The organism is Streptomyces sp. NPDC031111 (assembly GCF_055570675.1).
In genome coordinates, this window is sequence record NZ_JBVIGS010000035.1 from 21,735 (window position 1) to 40,365 (window position 18,631).

The 18,631-nt window shown below is 68.1% G+C and carries 17 protein-coding genes and 4 pseudogenes; 11 read left to right on the forward strand and 10 right to left on the reverse strand.

Going from position 1 to position 18,631, the window contains the following annotated elements; translation table 11 throughout:
• Window positions 1–67 precede the first annotated feature (67 nt).
• The 3 genes from ACZ470_RS38390 (at window position 68) to ACZ470_RS38400 (ending at window position 3,896) form a co-directional block, all read left to right on the forward strand.
• A complete protein-coding gene (locus ACZ470_RS38390) occupies window positions 68–1,594 on the forward strand; it encodes an ABC transporter permease (RefSeq protein ID WP_468434611.1) in 1,527 nt (508 codons plus the stop codon).
• A gap of 77 nt (window positions 1,595–1,671) precedes the next feature.
• Window positions 1,672–2,922, forward strand: a complete 1,251-nt coding sequence (locus ACZ470_RS38395) for an ABC transporter substrate-binding protein (RefSeq protein WP_468434612.1) — start codon at window positions 1,672–1,674, stop codon at window positions 2,920–2,922.
• Entirely contained in the window at window positions 2,919–3,896 is a 978-nt protein-coding gene (locus tag ACZ470_RS38400; RefSeq protein ID WP_468434613.1) for a Gfo/Idh/MocA family protein, read from the forward strand. The genes ACZ470_RS38395 and ACZ470_RS38400 overlap by 4 nt, the downstream gene beginning before the upstream one ends.
• A gap of 83 nt (window positions 3,897–3,979) precedes the next feature.
• Here the strand turns inward: ACZ470_RS38400 and ACZ470_RS38405 are convergent.
• A pseudogene (locus ACZ470_RS38405) lies at window positions 3,980–4,190 on the reverse strand (IS110 family transposase); the annotation flags it as partial.
• A 3-nt stretch (window positions 4,191–4,193) separates the two neighbouring features.
• A pseudogene (locus ACZ470_RS38410) lies at window positions 4,194–4,395 on the reverse strand (proline racemase family protein); the annotation flags it as partial.
• A gap of 496 nt (window positions 4,396–4,891) precedes the next feature.
• On the opposite strand from ACZ470_RS38410, the gene ACZ470_RS38415 reads away from it, so the two are divergent.
• Window positions 4,892–5,700, forward strand: a protein-coding gene (locus ACZ470_RS38415) for an IS5 family transposase (protein ID WP_468434614.1) whose coding sequence is annotated in 2 segments (ribosomal slippage) — window positions 4,892–5,231 and window positions 5,231–5,700 — 810 coding nt in all. Because the reading frame shifts where the segments join, the coding sequence is not laid out codon by codon here.
• Between the two features lie 179 nt (window positions 5,701–5,879).
• Here the strand turns inward: ACZ470_RS38415 and ACZ470_RS38420 are convergent.
• The gene (locus tag ACZ470_RS38420; RefSeq protein ID WP_468434615.1) at window positions 5,880–6,845 is read right to left on the reverse strand and encodes an SDR family NAD(P)-dependent oxidoreductase; all 966 of its coding nucleotides are present in this window, start codon (window positions 6,843–6,845) and stop codon (window positions 5,880–5,882) included.
• 302 nt (window positions 6,846–7,147) lie between these two features.
• Here ACZ470_RS38420 and ACZ470_RS38425 point away from each other — a divergent pair, with 302 nt between their 5' ends.
• Window positions 7,148–8,002 (forward strand): helix-turn-helix transcriptional regulator, encoded by an 855-nt coding sequence (locus ACZ470_RS38425; RefSeq protein ID WP_468434616.1) that lies wholly within the window; start codon window positions 7,148–7,150, stop codon window positions 8,000–8,002.
• A gap of 174 nt (window positions 8,003–8,176) precedes the next feature.
• On the opposite strand, the pseudogene ACZ470_RS38430 reads toward ACZ470_RS38425, so the two are convergent.
• Together ACZ470_RS38430 and ACZ470_RS38435 are read right to left on the reverse strand one after the other, a co-directional pair.
• Window positions 8,177–8,445, reverse strand: a pseudogene (locus ACZ470_RS38430) (transposase); the annotation flags it as partial.
• Between the two features lie 86 nt (window positions 8,446–8,531).
• Entirely contained in the window at window positions 8,532–9,143 is a 612-nt protein-coding gene (locus ACZ470_RS38435) for a TetR/AcrR family transcriptional regulator (protein ID WP_468434617.1), read from the reverse strand.
• 149 nt (window positions 9,144–9,292) lie between these two features.
• Here ACZ470_RS38435 and ACZ470_RS38440 point away from each other — a divergent pair, with 149 nt between their 5' ends.
• From ACZ470_RS38440 to ACZ470_RS38465, 6 genes and pseudogenes are all read left to right on the forward strand, one after another.
• Complete coding sequence (locus tag ACZ470_RS38440; protein ID WP_468434618.1) at window positions 9,293–10,312, forward strand: aldo/keto reductase; 1,020 nt, start codon at window positions 9,293–9,295, stop codon at window positions 10,310–10,312.
• Between the two features lie 28 nt (window positions 10,313–10,340).
• Window positions 10,341–11,123: a hypothetical protein gene (locus tag ACZ470_RS38445; protein ID WP_468434619.1), complete on the forward strand. Its 783-nt coding sequence runs from the start codon at window positions 10,341–10,343 to the stop codon at window positions 11,121–11,123.
• 158 nt (window positions 11,124–11,281) lie between these two features.
• Window positions 11,282–11,413: pseudogene (locus ACZ470_RS38450) on the forward strand (IS5/IS1182 family transposase); the annotation flags it as partial.
• Window positions 11,414–11,457: 44 nt separating this feature from the next.
• Window positions 11,458–12,048 carry a malonic semialdehyde reductase gene (locus ACZ470_RS38455; protein ID WP_468434620.1) on the forward strand — a complete coding sequence of 197 codons (591 nt, stop codon included), beginning with the start codon at window positions 11,458–11,460 and terminating at the stop codon, window positions 12,046–12,048.
• Window positions 12,049–12,168: 120 nt separating this feature from the next.
• On the forward strand, window positions 12,169–12,627 hold the full coding sequence (locus ACZ470_RS38460; RefSeq protein WP_468434621.1) for an LLM class flavin-dependent oxidoreductase: 459 nt from the start codon (window positions 12,169–12,171) through the stop codon (window positions 12,625–12,627).
• A gap of 43 nt (window positions 12,628–12,670) precedes the next feature.
• Window positions 12,671–13,165, forward strand: coding sequence for an LLM class flavin-dependent oxidoreductase (locus ACZ470_RS38465; RefSeq protein WP_468434627.1), 495 nt, complete (start codon window positions 12,671–12,673; stop codon window positions 13,163–13,165).
• Window positions 13,166–13,611: 446 nt separating this feature from the next.
• Here the strand turns inward: ACZ470_RS38465 and ACZ470_RS38470 are convergent, their stop codons facing one another.
• The 5 genes from ACZ470_RS38470 to ACZ470_RS38490 all read right to left on the reverse strand — a co-directional run.
• A complete protein-coding gene (locus ACZ470_RS38470) occupies window positions 13,612–14,964 on the reverse strand; it encodes an MFS transporter (protein WP_468434622.1) in 1,353 nt (450 codons plus the stop codon).
• Window positions 14,965–15,042: 78 nt separating this feature from the next.
• Complete coding sequence (locus tag ACZ470_RS38475; protein WP_468434623.1) at window positions 15,043–15,348, reverse strand: DUF4387 domain-containing protein; 306 nt, start codon at window positions 15,346–15,348, stop codon at window positions 15,043–15,045.
• Window positions 15,345–16,715, reverse strand: coding sequence for an acyclic terpene utilization AtuA family protein (locus ACZ470_RS38480; protein WP_468434624.1), 1,371 nt, complete (start codon window positions 16,713–16,715; stop codon window positions 15,345–15,347). Before ACZ470_RS38480 ends, ACZ470_RS38475 begins: the two co-directional genes overlap by 4 nt.
• On the reverse strand, window positions 16,712–18,142 hold the full coding sequence (locus ACZ470_RS38485; protein ID WP_468434625.1) for an MmgE/PrpD family protein: 1,431 nt from the start codon (window positions 18,140–18,142) through the stop codon (window positions 16,712–16,714). The genes ACZ470_RS38480 and ACZ470_RS38485 overlap by 4 nt, the downstream gene beginning before the upstream one ends.
• Window positions 18,139–18,631, reverse strand: a 493-nt coding sequence (locus ACZ470_RS38490; RefSeq protein WP_468434626.1) for a TauD/TfdA family dioxygenase, incomplete at its 5' end; no start/stop codon positions are given. The genes ACZ470_RS38485 and ACZ470_RS38490, both read right to left, overlap by 4 nt.

Genomic DNA, 18,631 nt, shown 5'->3' on the forward strand with positions numbered 1-18,631 from the left:
CACTGGTCCGCCGTCGAAGCGGCGCTCCGCCACCACGGACGGGCGCGTCGAACGGCAGGTTCCCGGGGTGGTGTGGACCCTTGGCGGGTTCGCGATCGCCGTCGGACTCTGGTGGCTGGTCGCCCTGTCCGACATCCTCCCCGAGAACTCGGTGCCTACACCACCGAGTGTGGCCGAGGATCTGACCGGAAACTTCTCGTTCTACCTCTCCAACGCCGCCCCCACGCTCGTCACGGCGCTGGAGGGCTTCGCCATCGCCGCGCTCATCAGCCTAGCGTTCGGTGCGATCGGTTCGCTGACCGGGCTTCTTGAGCGCTCCGTCTCACGCGTCGCTCTCGCGGTCTACTGTCTGCCACTGCCGGCGCTCCTCCCGCTGATCGCGAGCCTCGGCGGACCAGGTGAGCCGACCCGGATCACGATGGCGGTCCTGTTCTCGTTCTTCCCGATGCTCATCGGGGTGATCGCGGGTCTTCGTGCCACGCCGGCGGACATCGCCGCGATTGTGCACTGCGCGGGCGGCGGCCGGTTGCAGGTACTGCGCAAGGTCGGACTCCGCTCGGCGCTCCCGAACATCGTGGCTGGCACGCGCATAGCCGGTCCGGGAGCCTTCCTCGGTGCTCTCGTGGGGGAGTTCAGCGGCGCCGACGACGGTCTCGGCGTGGTGCTCGTGGTCAGCCAGCAGAAGCTGCTGGTCGCGCAGACCTGGGGCATCGCCCTCGTCGCCACCGTGATCGGCGGCCTGCTCTACGCGGCGGTCACGGCGATCGGCCGCTGGCTGCATGTGGAGCCGGTCGAGTCCCAGACCGCCCTCACGGCAGGCCCCGGTGCCGGTCCCTTGGGGCGGATCGCCGAGTTCCTCACGCCCGCCGTCGCGCTGATCGTGCTCTGGCTCGCGATCGTCCAGTTCGGAGGCGTGACTCCCCTCGTCTTCAAGTCCCCGCTGGATGTGCTGGACTACCTGTTCAGCGATCCGGATGCCGCGGCGCACCGCAGTGGGCTGCTGACGGACTGGCTGATCACCATGCGCGACAGCGGCATGATCTTCGGCGTCGGCATGGCCGCGGCGTTTATCGCCGGATGCGTCCTCGTGAGCTTCCCCGCCCTGCTGCGTCTGGGGCTTCCGCTGCTGCTGGTGTCGCAGTGCGTTCCGCAGATCGCCTTCATTCCGCTGCTGGTCGCCATCTGCGGCCGGGGCACCGCCTTCATCATCGTCACGGGACTATTGGTGGTCTTCTTCCCCGCCATGATCGTCATCGTCACGGCGCTGGAGGAAAGGTCGCGATCCACCCTGGACGTGGTCAGCGTCTGCGGGGGTGGCCGCTGGGCGGCCCTCCGGTTCGTCCGGGTCCCCGGCTCCTTCCCGGGCGTCCTGAACGCCGCGCGCATCAGCATCCCCCTGGCACTTTTCGGTGCGGTCGTCGCCGAGTGGCTCGTCACCGGCAACGGGATCTCGCAGGCCACGACCACCGCTGCGACGACCTTCGACTACACCGCGCTCTGGGCGGACGTGGTCGTCGTGAGCGTGACCGTGATCGTGCTCTACGAGATCGTCGCCGTTCTGCACGAACGTGCGCGCCGGCGGTTCTCCGTCTGACGCGGTCCCGCATCCGGGACCTCACTTTCACCCCTCGTCGGCCCACAGACCGAGGTTTCACAAAGGAGACACCACCCATGGTCCGTTTCATCGGTCCCGACAACGACGCGTACGTCGCGAGCGTCACGAAGCATATTGCCGAGTACGAGGCGCACACGGGCGAGTCCGTGGCCCTCGAGATCATCCCCGAGACGGAGTACGTGACGAACTCGCTCGACGCGCTGCGCAGCCGGCTCCGCGGTGAGTCCGCGCCGGACGTGTTCGTGTCGGGCCCCGTCTCGATGTGGAAGCTCGCCGGCGAGGGCATCGTCGAACCGCTCGACACGTATCTCGCCAAGAGCAGCGACGACTACCGTCCGGACGACTTCCTGCCGTCCCTGCTGGAGATCAACCGCTGGTCGGGGCGGCGCGGCGACGCCCTCGGCACCGGCCCCCTGCTGGAGATTCCGGTGAACTGGGAGACGTACAACCTGGCGTACCTGCCGGACGTGCTGGAGAAGGCGGGCCTCAGCGAGCCGCCGTCGACGTGGGAGGAGTACTTCGCCGCGGCCACGCAGATCGCGGAGCGCGTGCCGGGCATACGGGGCTTCGCGCAGCGCGGCAGCGACACCTGGCACACGATGTACACCGGGTACGCGACCCAGGTCTGGTCGTACGGCGCGACCGACTTCGACAGCGCGGGCCGCAGCGCGCTCGCCAGCCCGACCATGCTCGCCGCGACCCGGGACTTCCTCGCGGCGGCGCAAGCGGCTGGCCCGAACCGGTTCCCCGACGGGCACTGGCTTGACGTCGCCCGTGACTTCGCGGCGGGCCGGTACGGCATGATCGTCGACTCCGACCACTACGTCGCCTTCTTCGAGGGGCCCGAGTCGGCCGTGCGCGGGCGGGTCGCCTACACCCGGCCGCCGCTGGGTCCCGGTGGTGAGCGTGAGGCCAACATGTGGACCTGGTCGCTTGTGATGAACAGTGCCTCGCAGGACAAGCACGCGGCGTGGCGGTTCATCGAGTGGGCCAGCTCCCCCGCCTTCCTCGCCCGCGCGGCGCAGGAGGGCAACATGAACCCGACGCGGCAGAGCACGTGGGACGACGAGACGTACCGTGCCGCGGCCGCCAAGTGGAACGGCTACGGCGACAACAGTCTCGAGATGCTGCGGACGATCGCCCGGGTGCTGCCGACCCCCATGCCGGAATACCTTGATGTCGCGAGCATGTGGTCGGCGGCCATCGTGGAGGCGTACAAGCAGCCCGATGCACTCGAGCGTGTGTTCGGCGAGACCGCGAGCGGCATCGATCAGCTTCTGAGCGGGGATCGGACGAGTACCTCGTGAGGATCGGCGTGGTGGGCGCGGGACGGCACGCGAACAACGCCCTGTACCCATCGATTCCGGAGGCCGGTTTCGATCTCGCCGCGGTCTGCGCCCGAACGCCGGAACGTGCGGCGATCACCGCCGGACGCTGGGGCGCCGACGCCTACCACACATCGGTCGAGGACATGCTCGCGGGCGGTCTCGACGGGGTGGTGGTCGTCGTCCCGCCGGCCGCTTACCGGCCGATCCTGGCCCAGTGCATCCGGGCCGGGATTCCGGTCTTCTGCGAGAAACCGGGCGGGCAGTCCGCGTCCGAGCTCCGCGAGGTGGCCGCCCTCGCCGCCGAAGCACATACCGAAGTCGTCGTCGGATACATGAAGCGGTTCGCGCCGGCGTACCGGCGCGCTCGGGAGGTGATCAGCTCCGCGGGCTTCGGCTCTCCTTCCCTGGCACATTTCACCTTTGCGATGGGCCGCGTGGACGAGTACCTCGCCGATCTTCATCACTACCTGATCGACAACCCGGTGCACATGATCGACCTGGCACGGTACCTCGTGGGTGAGATCGACGAGATCTCCGCGGTCCTGAACGTCGTGCCCACCGTCGGATTGAGTGTCAGTGCCATCGCCCGGTCGGAGGGGGGTGCGACGTGCTCCTTCGACTTCTGCACGACGGCTTCCTTTGCCCACCGGGGTGAGTTCGTCGAGGTCTACGGCCGAGGAGACTCCGTGGCGGTCGACAATGTAGATACCTGTACGTATCGACCTGCCGACGGTCCGGCGGAGGTGTGGCGCCCCAACTACACTCTGCCGACGCCGTCGAACTCCGGCTGGAGCACGATGGGTTTCGTGCCCGCCCTGCGCCACTTCGCAGACGTTGTGGCGGGCCTCGCCGAGAACCGGTCCGATTTGGAGAGCGCCGCGCGGACTCTGGAGACCACCGAACTCATCTGGCGTCGGCTGGAGTCCTCGTGGGCTGCGCTGCGTGATGAGTGACCGTGTACTCGCTCTCCGCGGAGCGCGATGACGGACGTCGTTCAGCGGGCGGTCGGCCGGTCGGGGTGCTTCTATGTCTTTCGTCAAGCGAGACGTGGGGTTCTGGGTTCGTAGAAGGTTCCGTCGCGGCGTTGCGAACAGCACGCTGATGCGGTGGCGGGCGAGGCGGAGAAGTGCCTGGGTGTGGGTCTTGCCGCGGGCCCGGCAGCGGTCGTAGTAGGTGCGGGTGGCGGGATCGTGCAGGGCGGCGAACGCGGACAGGAACATCGCGCGTTTGAGTTGTCGGTTGCCGCCTCCGAGGAACTCGGTGCTCAGGGGTAGTTGCCCCGCGTGCGTGCAGTTGGGCCATACGGGCGCAGGTGCCGGTGCCGCGGGGAGAGCGGTCGAACCAGCCGGGGCTGATGGCCATAGCGTTGCGGGAGAGGCGGGCGGTGGAGTCGGGGGCCAGGAACTGCACGTGTTTGCAGCCGCCGATGAGTGGGTCGACGGGGTGTGCTGGGCGGTTGCCGGCCGCGTATACGCCGGGGCGGCTGGTGGCCTGGTCGTCGTCAATGGCCACGAACTCGCCGCCCAGCGTGGTGCGCGGGGCGCATCCGGCGGCCACCGGCAGCAGCTCCACCCGCGGGCCAGAGCCGTGGGTGACGCATACCGCGTCGACTGCGACCGTGCTCGCTGCCGGGCACCACGGACCCGTCCGGGCGCAGCCGTGCGGTGACGATCTCCTCGACACGTCCCTCTCCGCGTGCCTCAACCACGGTGCGGCCCAGGCGGTAGGGCACCCGGTGGCAGGCCAAGACGGTGGTGGGGGTTGAGATTGGTAACCGTCGATAATCCAGAGTGCTGTGTTGGGTGGTTCAACGAACTACCCTTCACTCTCTGTGACGATTGAAATGTGCGGGACGTGCACGGACCGTGGTCTTACAGTAACTGATCATTTCAGAATGATCTTGGTGTAGGGTCTGGCTGTGGGCGGGGCTGGCGGCAGACTTCTGCGAGTGTCGGATGATCTTGTGCCGGATGACCTGTGGGAACGTGTCGCCCCGTTACTTCCTCTTCGTCCGCCGCGGCGTCGGCGGTATCCAGGCCGGCTCCTGGCGGATGACTGGGCCGCCCTGCGCGGGATCATCTACGTCCTGCGCACGGGTGTGGTCTGGGCGGACGTGCCGACCGAGACGATCGGCTGCAGCGGGGTGACGTGCTGGCGGCGCCTGCGGGACTGGACCGACGCCGGCGTCTGGCCCCGCCTGCACGCCATCCTCCTCGCGGAACTCCGCAGAACGGGTCTGCTGGGCATGGAGGACGCCGTGGTCGACGGCTTGCACGTCCGGGCCCTGAAAGGGGGGCTCACACCGGACCTTCGCCGGTCGACCGCGGCTGCCCGGGAAGCAAGCACCATGTGATCACCGACCGGTACGGAACACCTCTTGCGGTGTCCCCGACCGGCGGAAACCGTCGCGACGTCACCCAGCTCATGCCCCTGCTGGACGCGATCCCCCGCATCCGCGGCCTGGTGGGCCGGCCACGTCACCGACCACGGCGGCTGTTCGCCGACCGCGGCTACGACTACGACAAGTACCGTCGCCTCCTGCGCGCTCCAGGCATCACGCCGAAGATCGCACGCAAGGGCACCGCCCACGGATCCGGCCTGGGTGAAACCAGGTGGGTCGTCGAGCAAACCTTCGCCTGGCTTCACCAGTTCAAACGCCTGCGGACCCGCTACGAGATACGCGCCGACCTCCACCTCGGACTGCTCCAACTCGCCTGCAGCATCATCTGGTTGCGACGACTCCGAGCCTCATTCTGAAATGATCAGTAAGAAGTCCAAGCCGGGGCACATCAAGGACTCCACCAAACCGGTGTCAGCTCGGTCCGGGCTGTCGCGTAGGCGGTCGGGTCCGGGGCAAGCAACGCGCAGCGTTTCCAGCTCCGGCACGCAGAGCGGCTACAGGCGCCACTCGCTCGACAGGCGACAGGGCGAGTGCCCTACCTGAGTTGCGTGGGCTCCTCGTCGTCGGTCAGGCGCACGAGGCGCTTGGAGTCGTCCCATAGTTGTGCTGCGAGCCGCTCGTCGTACGAGAGCCGCGCGGAGCGCACGGGCGAGAAAACCCCGTTGTTTGTCTGAAAGTACATGCCGGATGCCTCCGCATAGCTGGGGTCCGCGGCGAGTGCCGCCAGCGAGGCGCCTGAGAACTCCACGTCGGACGTGATGACGCCCATGTGTTTCGAGACCCAGTTGAAAGCGGATGTTTTCGAGACCCACTGCACCGGCTTCGGCATCCCCCGCAGGAACCCGGTCCCAGGCACGGCACCCGGGTCGAAGGCGATCGACGAAACAGAGCTGTGGGCCCTGCGGAGTCGGCGGTCCAACTCGTAGGCGTACATCACAGTACACAGCTTGGAGGTGGAGTAGCGCTTGCCGGCCGACAGTGCCTTGCCGCCATCCTTTCCGTTGGTGGCCAGCATGACGGCGTCCGGCTCCACGGCGGTACCGACCATGCGGCCGTCGATTGTGTCCGGATCGTGAGTGCCGCTGGCGGTGTAGACAACGCGGCCCTTCTCGGAAAGGCTCGGGAGCAACAGCTCGACGAGGAGGAAGTGGCCCAGGCAGTTGGTCGCGAAGGTCGTCTCGTATCCGTCGGGGCTGTAGGAAATGTCGCCGTCGAAGCGACCGCCAGCGTTGCAGACGATTGCGTCGAGCCCGGAGACCTCACCGGAGTCAAGCATCGCGCGCAACCGCGTGGCGGCTGCCCTGACCGAGGCGAGCGACGAGGTATCGAGGGTCAGTGGTGTCACGGACACGCTGTGCCGCGTGCTCAGCTCGTCGACGACCGGTTGCATGCGTTCCACGCTGCGGCCTGCGAGGACGAGGTCGATGTGCTGTGCGGCGAGCGTCCGCGCCGCGGCAAGGCCGATGCCCGAGTGGCCACCGGTGATCAGTATCGAGGTCATGGCTGTTTCTCCTGGAGTGCGATGTGCTGGATGGCGGGCGATGGCCGTGAGCCGGTTGCCCGGCGGTGTGAGAGACCCAGCGGCCTGCACCGCGTGTTCGACGGCGCGAGGTGGTCGGGAGACGGGGCGCAACGACGGACGGGACGGTGCCCGTGCTCTGATCCCGGTACCGGGGAACCATGGCCGCGTCTTCGCTGGCCCGACCGCTTCAGGATTGCGGACTGAGGTGTGCTTGTGCCAGGGACAAGCTGTCCGTGGCTGGCGGCTGTCCGGAAAGGGTGCAGCGGAGGTTTACTGAGAACATGATTGATCGTTCCGGCCTTGCTGATTTCCTCCGCCGTCGCAGGGAACTGTTGCGTCCGAGCGACATAGGTCTGCCCGACGGCGTACGGCGGCGTACGCCGGGCCTGCGGCGCGATGAGGTGGCCCAGCTGGCGAGTATCTCCACGGACTACTACGCCCGGCTGGAGCAGTGCCGTGGAGCAAACCCCTCCGAGGCCATCGTGGCCTCGCTGGCCCGTGCGCTGCGCTGTGATCCCGACGAGCGCGACCACCTGTTCCACCTGGCCGGGTTCTCAGCCCCAGCCCGTTACTCGGGTGGGTACGTGCGGCCCGGAGTGATGAGTCTGCTGGATCGGCTCGGCGACATCCCGGCCTGTGTCGTCAGCGATGTAGGTGAGGTGCTGTGGCAGAACACCGTCGCCGCGATCACTCTGAGGTGGAACGCTGGGCACTCCGCCGGCCGCTCGGCGAACATCGTGTGGCGGTGGTTCACCGAGCCTGCCCTGCGCACCTACGTTCCGGAGGAGGACTGGCCACTCCATTCGCAAGCGCACGTCAGTGATCTGCGGGCCACCTCCGCGCGGCGCGGGGGTGATGCCGACGTCACCGAACTGGTCAACGGCCTGCTGGCGCGCAGCAGGGAGTTCCGTACTCTGTGGGAACGCCACGAGGTGGCGGTGCACCGCTTCGACCGGAAGAGGTTCCTGCACCCCGAGGTCGGCGTCCTGCACTTGACCTGTGAGGTCCTGCTCTCGCCCGAAGCGGACACCAAGGTTCTGGCATTCTTCCCGACCGAGGGCACCGACGCACGCGAGAAGCTCGCACTTCTGCGGACGATCGGGACGCAGGACTTCCAGACGCCCGGTGCCCGATGACCCGCCGCACCGTCCACGCGCGAAAACACCCCCCCGGAGCCCAGGGACAGGGTGGTCTGTCCAGGCACATCCCCGAGAGGCGCTTCACGCTGGTCATGGATGCCGACCTCCCGCTAGTGTCCTGCGTCTTCAATTCGTTGCTACTGAGATTGAACCCGTGACTCCGTGGGATGCTCAGGCGGGTCCGATGTCCAGGCCTGTATCGGTGAGGCAGCCGTCCATGAGGTCGCCGTGGTACTGGATGTGCCGTAGGCCGCGACGGATGCGCTGGACAAGGCGTTCAGGTGTGGAGAAGGCGTCGTTGGAGAGCCAGCCGCGTCGCAGGAAAGACCAGATTCCTTCGACGGGTCGAGGTCGGGCGCGTAAGGCTGCAGGCAGTAGATGGTCAGCCAGTCCCGGGCCGCGGCCCATTTCCTCAGGTCAGCGACCTTGTGGACGTTGATGCCGCAAGGGCGTGCCGGTGTTACCGGAAATTTCACCCGCGCTGGACTGCCGACGAGGGTCGGGGCCTGTGGCTCTGGCTCGCTTCTCACGGACGAGGAGGTGTACGCAGCCCGTCGATGAACACGGTGACCAGGCGCTGATTGTAGGCGAAGTCGTCCTCGCCGGGCACGGCCTGGCACAGCAGGGCGACGGCGTGCAGGACATCGCGGGCGCTGATCTCCTCTCGGACTCCTCCGACTGCGGCCGCAGAAGTGAGGATGTCCGCGAGGGTGGGCTCGAGTCGCTCCAGGAAATAGGCGTGCAGCCCGTCGTAGGCGGGATCGCCGGAGTGCATCGCCTCGGCCAGGCCTCGTTTGGTGCCGACGAACTCGGTGTATCGATGCACCCACCGGTCCAGGGCCACCACCGGGTCGTGGCTGGTGAGAAGAGCGGGGCCGGCGTCGGCGCAGGCGTCGATCTCGTGCTGCAGGACGGCGGCGACCAGTGTGGCGCGGCGCGGGAAGTGACGGTAGAGGGTGCCGACCCCGACGCCGGCCAGGTCGGTGATCTCCTTCGCGGGCGCGTCGACCCCGGAGCGGGCGAAGACGATCTTGGCGGCTTCGACAAGGGCGCCGAGATTCCTGCGTGCGTCGGCGCGCGGGCGCCGTCCACCTGAGGCAGTGGAGGAAGCCCGGGCGGGTGCGGGGCGCTGGGACATGTCGGCAGTCTAGCCGCGGCCGGTGGTAATCCGGAAAGGCTTTCCGTATAGTTCGAAGCGGAAAGGCTTTCCGATTCGGCTCAGGTCCGTTCTTGACGCCGTCGCCCCTCCGTTCCTGTTCCCTCCAGCAAATCCTTGGGAGACTCGCCATGCAGTACCGCCCCCTTGGCCGCACCGGCATCAAGGTCAGCCCTTACGCGCTCGGGACCCTGATGTACGCCACCCGCATGGGCAACGAGCCCCAAGAGTCGGCGCGCATCATCCACAAGGCACTGGACGCGGGGATCAACTTCCTCGACACCGGTGATGCCTACGGCGACTCCGAGGAAGTGGTCGGCGAGGCGCTGAAGGGACGCCGCGAGAACGTCGTCCTGGCGACGAAGTTCGGCATGCCCGCCGGGGAGGACCCCAACCAGCGCGGCACCTCACGGCGCTGGATCATCAAGGCCGTCGAGAACTCGCTGCGCCGACTGCAGACGGACTACATCGACGTCTACCAGATCCAGCGCCTGGACCCCACGACAGACTTCGAGGTGACCCTCTCCGCGCTCACCGACCTGATCCGCAGTGGCAAGGTCCGCGTCATCGGTTCCTCCACCACGCCCGCCTCCGAGATCGTGGAGGCCCAGTGGGTGGCAGAGCGGCGTGGCCTGGAGCGCTTCCGCACCGAGCAGCCGCCCTACTCACTGCTCAACCGCAGCGTCGAGCGTGAGGTCCTGCCCGTCGCGCAGCGATACGGCATGGGGGTGATGGTCTGGGGCCCCCTCGGTCAGGGAATGCTCACCGGCCGGGTGCGCAGGAACCAGGAGAACAACCTGGTCCGCGCGCGCTTGTTCAAGCACCTCAACGACGAACGCCGTATCGAGGTCGTCGAACGGCTCCTCCCCCTCGCTGAGGAGGCGGGCATGTCGCTGACCCACCTCGCGATGGCCTTCACCATCGCCCATCCCAGTGTCACCAGCGCCTTGGCCGGCGCCCGCACCATGGCTCACCTCGACGACCTCATCGCCGGCTTCGACGTCCAGCTCAGTGACGACATCCTCGACAGGATCGATGAGATCGTGCCGCCCGGCACCGATGTCGGCGCCCTCGACCAGGACTACGTACCCGAAGCCCTGCAGAACCCGCGCCTGCGCCGCCGTCCCGGCACCGAGCGTGCGGCTGCCTGAACGAGTCGAGTGAAGGATAGCGGCCGACATGAGCACTTCCCCTGTCCGCATCAGCGTCAGCATCGACGGCCACGACTGGTCCGGCGAGCAGCTCGACCGACTGCAACACCAACGCCACCTGCACGTCCTGCACACCATGGTGGCCCTGGGCGCACCGATCACCCATGAAGGACGATCCCTGGGCAGCACCGAGATCGACGCCCTCACTCCGCACGCCGCACGACAGCTCAGCATCGGTATCCGCGGCGCGTACGACATCGATGGCATCACCACCCTGTTCCGCGATCAGCTCCGTGCCTCCGACGCTCTGTGGAAACAGGCCGTCGGCAACGACGCGCACGCTCCACTGCGTGCGGCTGTCACCGACATCGAGGTGCAGGGCATGTCCCTCGATGATTTGGGTGCGCACGCTGCCGACCCGTCTGCCGTCGAGCACAATTACCGGCTGCTCAACCCCGACCACTTCTTCCTGCGCACTGAGGACGGGCGGTCCCGTGCCATGGAGACGTTCGGCATGCATGCGAACCCCACGGACATGTACATCATTGTCGACCCCGATGTGCGGCCCGTCTCACCGGACCCCGGTTACCACCGCCTCACCTCCGGCTTCACCACGCTCGCAAGCGATGGCACCGACATCCGCATGTACGCCTTCCACCAGGTCAAGCCCACCCCTGGTGGCTTCGCCGTGAAACTCGGCGCATATTTCCCGCCTGGCACCCCTGCCGACATCGTCGAAGGCCACAAGCTGCACATGGCCATCGAATTTCGCGAACTGTGCCTCCTGGGCACCCAGAGTCCTCGCGTGTAGTCGATCGGGGCCGGCAAACGAGCGGCCCTGTCTCACATTGAGCTTCTTCGAGCTGGGCCCGATCCGATGACACCCGCCAAGCGCAACGAGCGAGGCCCCTGAGCAGTTGATCGAGAGGCCTGACGCCTCAACCACGCTACTCAGGAGCCTCGTCGGTCATCCGTCCTGTCGCGCTCGACCTGCCGCATGCACTCGTGGAGTGGGTCGCCTTGCTCATCGTCATCCGTGAGGGCGACCGGCGCCGCAAGCTCCGTTCGGCCCAGCGCACGATGGTGGCACGGGTGCACCTGGCGAACACACCTCTCGCGACGTATCCCCCGGAGAAAGTTCACGCATGTCTCTCATCCTTGACCCCGCTGCCCAGGACCTGTTGTTCCGTGAGGCCCGCACCGCGAACACCTTCACCGACGAGCCGGTGACCAACGAGCAGGTGCGGGCGATCTACGACCTGGTCAAGTACGGCCCGACCGCCTTCAACCAGTCGCCCCTGCGTATCACCCTGGTCCGCTCCGCCGAGGCCCGCGAGCGTCTCGTCCGGCACATGGCCGTGGGCAACCGGCCCAAGACGGCCACCGCGCCGCTGGTCGCGATCCTCTCGGCGGACAACGAGTTCCACGAGGAGCTGCCGCACCTCTTCCCTCGCTTCCCCGCCGCCAAGGACGCCTTCTTCAGTGACCGCCGGGTGCGCGAGGGCGCCGCGTCGCTGAACGCCGCCCTGCAGGCCGCGTACTTCATCGTCGGCGTGCGCGCTGCGGGCCTGGCCGCAGGCCCGATGACCGGCGTCGACTTCGAAGGCCTCCGCAAGGAGCTCCTGGACGACGACCACACCCCGCTGATGGTCGTCAACATAGGCCGTCCGGGCCCGGACGCCTGGTCTCCGCGCGCCCCACGCCTCGCGTACGATCAGGTCGTTACGACGCTCTGAACCCGCAAGCACCGGTGCACACAAAAGAGCCCTGGCGCGGCGACACAGCCAGCCGACGAATCCGGCCACGGCAGTGTCGTCGCCCGTCGGGCCGCAGGCCGCCGCAGCTACCCTTCGACCATGACGATCCCACTGGCCGCGCTGGATCTGGTGATCGCGGAATCGAACCGCACCGCCGAAGAGTTGCTTGCCGCGACCAGCAGAACCGGGCTTCGCCTGGACGAACTCGGTTACCGGCGCGTCTGGTTCGCCGAGCATCATGCAATGGGGCTGTCGGCGAGCGTGGTGCCGGCGGTTCTGCTCGCGCATTTCGGTGCCCTGACCCGCCGGATCAGGCTCGGGTCCGGCGGGGTCCTGGCGCCCAACCACGCGCCCCTGGCGATCGCGGAGCAGTTCGCCATGCTGGCGGTGCTGCATCCGAACCGCATCGGCGTGGGCATCGGCCGCGGTCCGGGTACGGCCGACCCGTCGATCGCACGGGCGCTGCGTCGGGGCGCCGAGCCAGCACGCACGCCGAGTACGCCGAGGACGTGGCCGCCATCCTGCACCACCTCTCCGGCGACAGCGGAGTACAGCTGATATCCGGCTGCAACCGGACCTGGGAGGCACCAGCCCCTGGCTGCTGGCGTCCAGCCCGACCAGTGCCGAGCTGGCGGCCCGGCTGGGACTGCCGGTCGCGCTGGCGCACCACATCCGGCCGGACGGGAGCGTCGCCACGGCGGAGCGTTACCGGGAACGGTTCACGCCGTCCCGGTGGTCGGACCGGCCCCATGTGACGGTCACCGTCGAGACGGTGGTGGCCGACACGGACGAAGAGGCCGCACGCCTCGCATGGCCGATCGATCCCGCGCGGGCCGCACAGTCCCCGGCGGCGCTGCTCACCGCGGAGGAGGCGGCCCGTCAGGAGATCCCGGAGGACGCCCGCGCCATGGTGGCGTCGATCGCCGCGGCACAGGCGCGCGGGTCGGTGGACACGGCGCGCCGACGGTTCGCGGACATCGTGCGGCAGACCGGCGCGGACGAGTTGATGCTGTACGTCCCCCTGCACGACGCCGAGGTACGGATCCGCAGCTTCGAACTGTCCGCGAAAGCCTACGAAGAGTTCGCGGAAGCCTGAGAAGCGTCCGCGAAAGCCGGGGCGACGGGCGGTACGTCGCCCCGTCTGGAGTGACAGCGAGGCATCAGACCCCGCTCTTCGATGCACGTGGCGTCTCGCCGGAGGTCCCCCGACCTGGCAGCAATGTCGCGCGGCCGCCCCCGCCGGTTGTTCGGGTCGGCGCCGGCGGATCCGTGCCTGCCTGAGGTGGCGATCCGGCTGAGTGCACCGTAGTGGTCAGGGCCCTGCTCCGTCTGCGGGCGGCACCCCCTGAGCACACTTGAGCTTGCGCCCGACGCCCGCTCATGGCTCCCGGTCGTGTGTTCGTCCGGTCATGTCGATGGGCGTGCGATCTGCCTCCAGGCGCGCCGCCGGTTCGTTCTCCTCCACGAAGGCGATGGCCCGACGTCTGTGGCGTGACTGTGGCAGATCGGTGGCAGCGACCGACCCGGAAACCCCTGAAGGGGTCAGCGGAGTGTGCGGTTGTGCGTGTTCTCGCCGAACAGCCCGATGACCACCGCGGTGACGAGGGAAAACAGTGCTGTGGTCAGAAAGACGCCGACGAAACCCGCCACACCGTAGATCGCTGCGATGAGAGCGGCGCCGCCGATGCCCGCCAGCCGCCCGGCCCCGTTGCCCAAACCTGCTCCGAACCCGCGGAGCGTGGTGGGGAAGACCTCCGGAAGGTAGGCGTAGACCGTGACCGCGTTCGACTGAAGGAACATCGTGATGAGGAATCCGACGGCGATGGTCGGCCAGAGCGCGGTGGTGAAGGCGAAGACCATCATGAGCCCAGCGGTTGTCAGGGAGATGGCGGCCAGTACGTAGCGGCGCTGCCAGCGGTCGGTCACCAGCATGCCGACGAGTGCACCGATCGGCGGTGCGATGGAAAGGATCGTTGTGATGGTCAGCGCGGTGTCGGTCGAGTGGCCGCGTTCGACGAGCAGGGTCGGCACCCAGGAGTTGAACCCGTAGAACGCGACGATGCCGGACATCAGAGCCAGGGCGGTGACGATCGTGATGCGGCGCTGGGATCCGGTGAAGAGGTCTGCCACCTTGCCGCGCGCGGGTGGCGCCGCCGGAGCGACGGGAACGGGCGGGGGCAGTTCACCGGAATAGCGCGCCTCCAATCCCGATACGATCCGGGCGGCTTCCTCGTAGCGGCGCGCGGCGATCAGCCATCGGACCGACTCCGGCAGCAGGAACGCGGCGAGGATGGCGGGGATCAGACCCACCGCGCCGATGACGAACACCCAGCGCCAGGCCTCGGGGCCAAGCGGTATGAGGAGTTTGGCGGAGATGGCGACGAACGGCACCCCCAACAAGCCCACCCCCAGCACGGCCGCTTGGCTTCGCCCTCGGACCTTGGTTGGGTACATCTCCGCCACATAGACGCTGAGGACTCCGACGACCGTCATGATCCCGACGCCGGACAGGGTCCGGAACAGGCCCAGGACCGCAAAGTTCGGGGAGAGCCCGCAGAGGATGGAGGACAGCGAGTAGAGCAACGTCCCGGCGAAGATCATCCGCTTCCGGCCGAACCGGTCGGCCAGTCGGCCTCCGACGAGAGCCCCGATGAACATGCCCAGAAACGACAACGACGTCAGGTTGCCGATCTGGGTGATCGACAGCCCCCAGTCCTTCCGCATCGCCGGCGCTGCGTAGGAGAGCGCGTTGATGTCGGCGGTGTCGCCGAGGGACAGCAGGCCGAGCAGGGGCAGCCACCGCCAGTGCGCGCTGGTCATCCGGGGCAGCCGGTCGAAACGCGCGATGAGCTCGTCGCCGCGAGGGCTCGCGACGGTCGTGGTGGGAACGTCCACGGAGATCCTCCTCGTTGAGGAATGGGGCTCGCCGGATCGACGACCGGGAGATGGTGGCACTGTTGGCCCGTTAGGGCCTCAGACGGCCAAGTCGAGCAGGGGGACGAACTGCTGGCCGCCGTGCATGTCCCGGTCGTCGCGGGAGCCCTGGGTGGCAGCCCGCGGGAACGAGACCTTGATGACGTGCAGGTCGGGAATCGGGAAGACGAGCACACTTGCGGGGTCGACGTCGTAGATCCTGCCGAGCGTCTCCCGGTCCGTGAGGTCGGAGGCCACCGCCCGATCGAATGAGGGGCGGTCGGGCAGGAAGACGTCGACGGTCAGCCAGAACGGACCCGCGTTCTTCGAGCGGATGTACGTCGCGATGTCCTGAAGCCGGGTCACGGTCCCACCTCTGTCTGAACGGTCCGGAACAGGTCTCGCTCGTCGGACACGTCGATCACGTGCTGCAGCACGAACTCGAATGACTCGCCTCGTGAGGTCTCCGCGGGTGAGCTGATGAACGCGTACGTCGGGAAGGGGCGGTCGTCGTCGAGGGGGAGGTGCAACATCATCGGGTTGGCGAACTTCGCCAGGTCGTCGGCCGTGGCCTGGTCGGGGGCGGTGGCGGTGAGCACGAGGCCGACTTCGCGGGGCGGGGTGTGCCGCTCGGGCTCGGCCGCACCCAGCACGGCGTCGTGGCCGAAGCGGCGCAGCGAATAGCCGTACTCCCCGGGAGCGAGACCGAAGGTCGAGGGAACGTGCTTGTCGAGGTAGTCGATGAGCCGCCGGCACCACTCGTCGAGCCTGCCGAGTATCTTCGGGTCACGGATACCGGTGATCAGCTGGGTCTGGAAACCCGTTGAGGCCGCGCCTTCCAGTTTGATGGTCGGTTGCTCGGCGGGCTCGAAACGGGAGCCTTCGACCCGTACCCGGCGCTCGTCGAGTGCGGTATAGGTGGCGGCGCTCGTGTCGAGCGTGCCAGCAGGCTCCCGCAGCCGGAAGGGGTCGGCGTTCTCGTACAGCATGTGCGCGGCGACGCTGCGAGGGGTGCAGCGGGTGTGCACGGCGAGCGGCTCCACGGTGAAGCCAGCTTCGTCGACGGTCACCAGGACGCCGCCGGACGTCGGGTTCTCGGTGCAGAGGCCGCCGCACTCGGCGATCTTGGCGGCATGCCACGCGGGGCCCGCGGGCAGCCCGCGCAGCAGGGGAAGCACCGCCGTCAGCGCAGTGTCGGTGGAGCGGCCGGCGAGGACGATCTGCGCGCCGTCGCTCAGCGCGTCGGCGAGCGGTTCGTGTCCCATCAGCCCGACGATGTGGCGGCACCGGGCCAGGGTTTCCTGCCGCAGGGGCCCGGCCGTGCCGAGCGGGTGCACCCTGCCCTGTGCCAGCAGATCGGTGACCCGGGCGGGGTCCTGTTCGCTGTACACTCGGGCGACCTGCCTGCTGATCCCTAGGTCGGCGCAGATCTGCTGGAGAATCTCGTAGATCCACTCGACGCCCGCGTCGCATCCCGAGGTGCCGCAGGAACCGACAACAAGAGGGATGTTCGCGTCGTGCGCTGCGGACACGAGCACCCGCAGGTCTCGTTCGACGGCGGCCCGGGCGGTCTTCGCCGTGCCGGTCCCCAGGTAGTACGGACCGGAGTCGGTGGAACCGCCGTCGACGGCGATGATGTCGGCGCCGAGTTCGATCCCGCGGGCCACGGTTTCAGGAGGAAAGCCGCCACCCAGCATGCCCACCGGGAAGAGCACCCGGATCGGGTCGGTCATGGTGTCCCTCCTGCGTCGGGGAGGCTGTGGACTTCGGCGAGCTGCATGAGTTCGCGCACGGTGGTGCCGGTGTCGGGGAAGTGCCGCAGGACCGCGCTCAGCGAGCTCACTCGGTCCGCGGGCAGCACCCGCCCTACGCAGTCCGCGAACTTCCGCTGTAGCAGGGCCGGGTCGACCGGTGTGTCCCTTTCGGAGGCGTGCGGACCGCGCGTTGCGGCGAACACCGCCCCCTCCGTCTGTCTGGTCCGGACGGTCGCGGTGAACGAATTGGCCCGTCCGTCCGGGCTGGACGGCGTGACGCGCACCCGACTCATCAACTCGAGCGTGGCGGGGTCGCGGTGGGCGTCGCCGTCGAAGTCCGCCAACGTGACGGTTCCGGTGAGCAGAGCCCGGGCCGTCACGTACTGCAGGCTGAACTTCCCCGACAGCGCTTCGGTCAGCACCGGGCGGTCGGTGTGCGGCAGACGATTCGGGTCCACGATGATCTCGACGTCGTCGACGGTGCCCGCGTCAAAGCCTTGCACACCGTGGATCTCCCGGGCCGCCTCTATCGCGCCGTGGGTACTGTGACAGCAGGCGTAGAGCTTGATCGGGTTGTACTCGGAACAGACCAGTGGCGGCCCGTCCAGGTCGGCCATGATCCGGGGGGCGTCGAACCCGTTGGGTCCGTTGTAGACGGGGAGGAAGCCTTGCCCATGGTCGAGCGCGCCGGGGTTGGCCGTGTAACCCGCCGCCGCGAGCTTGGCGGCGAAGATTCCGTTGCGGACCGCCTGCCCGATGTGCAGGGACTTGGTCATCGTGCCAAAGTTCGCCTTCACCCCTGCCGCGTGGGACACCGCGATCGCCATCGCGGTCGCCGTGCGGTCCGCGGACAACTGGAGCAGCCGCGCGGCCGCTGCCGCGATCCCGATGACGCCGATGGTCGAGGTCGGGTGCCAGCCGCGTTGATAGTGCGCCGGGTTCAGCCCGTACGCCAGCCGGATCATCACCTCGTACCCGGCGGCATAGGCGACGGCCACGTCCGGCGCCGACGCGTCGATCTCCTCCCCGAGCGCGAGGAGCGCGGGCACGAGCATGGCCGAGGGGTGTCCGCCGATGATCGAGTTGCCGTCGTCGAGGTCTAGGGCGTGCGCGGCGACACCGTTGAGGAGCCCGGCGTCGAGGGCTGGGACGCGCACGCTCGTGCCGAGCACCAGGCTCCCGCCGTCGGTTGCTGCGATACCGGCAGCCGTCCGGATCATGGTGATCCCGGGGAAGGCCGAGCCGGCCAGCGCCACTCCGAGGGTGTCCGTGAACGCCGTCCGGACGAGCCGCCGGGCTTGGTCGTCGAGGTCGTCGATCCGGTACGCGCCGATCCGTTCGGCCAGCGCGGGCAGGATCGCGTCGGCCGCCTCGGCGGGCGTCGGCGTCATCGCGGTTGTCGTCATGCTCGGCGCTCCGCGTTTTCGCTCACGAAGACGGGCTTCTCGACGCGCGCGGGGAACCCGCCACGCACGGCACCGGGCCGGACATCGCCGTAGAACTCTTTCATGCCTTCGCTCAGCGGGCGCGAGTTCGCGGGGGCGAGCCAGAGCCGGAGCAGGTGCCGCTTGCGGTCCTCGTCTTCCCAGTCCTCGAACTCCGTGCGTGCGTGGTAGACCACGTGGTTGTTGATGAATTGGAAGTCGCCGGGCTCGAACATCATCGAGGTGTGGAATCGCGGGTCGTCGTTGAGCGAGATCAGCAGGTTCATTGCCTCGGTCTGGGCTTCGGTCAACGGCGGGACACCTTCGAACTCCTGGGCCGACCAGATGTGCGGTGCAAGCCAGCGCGAGGAGAAGCGGCCGTCGGCGATGCTGAAGATGGGTTGCTGAAAGTACGGCTTCTGGCCGGGGCGTTCGGAGCCCTTCCAGGAGTGGTAGAAGGGTTGCTGGAGC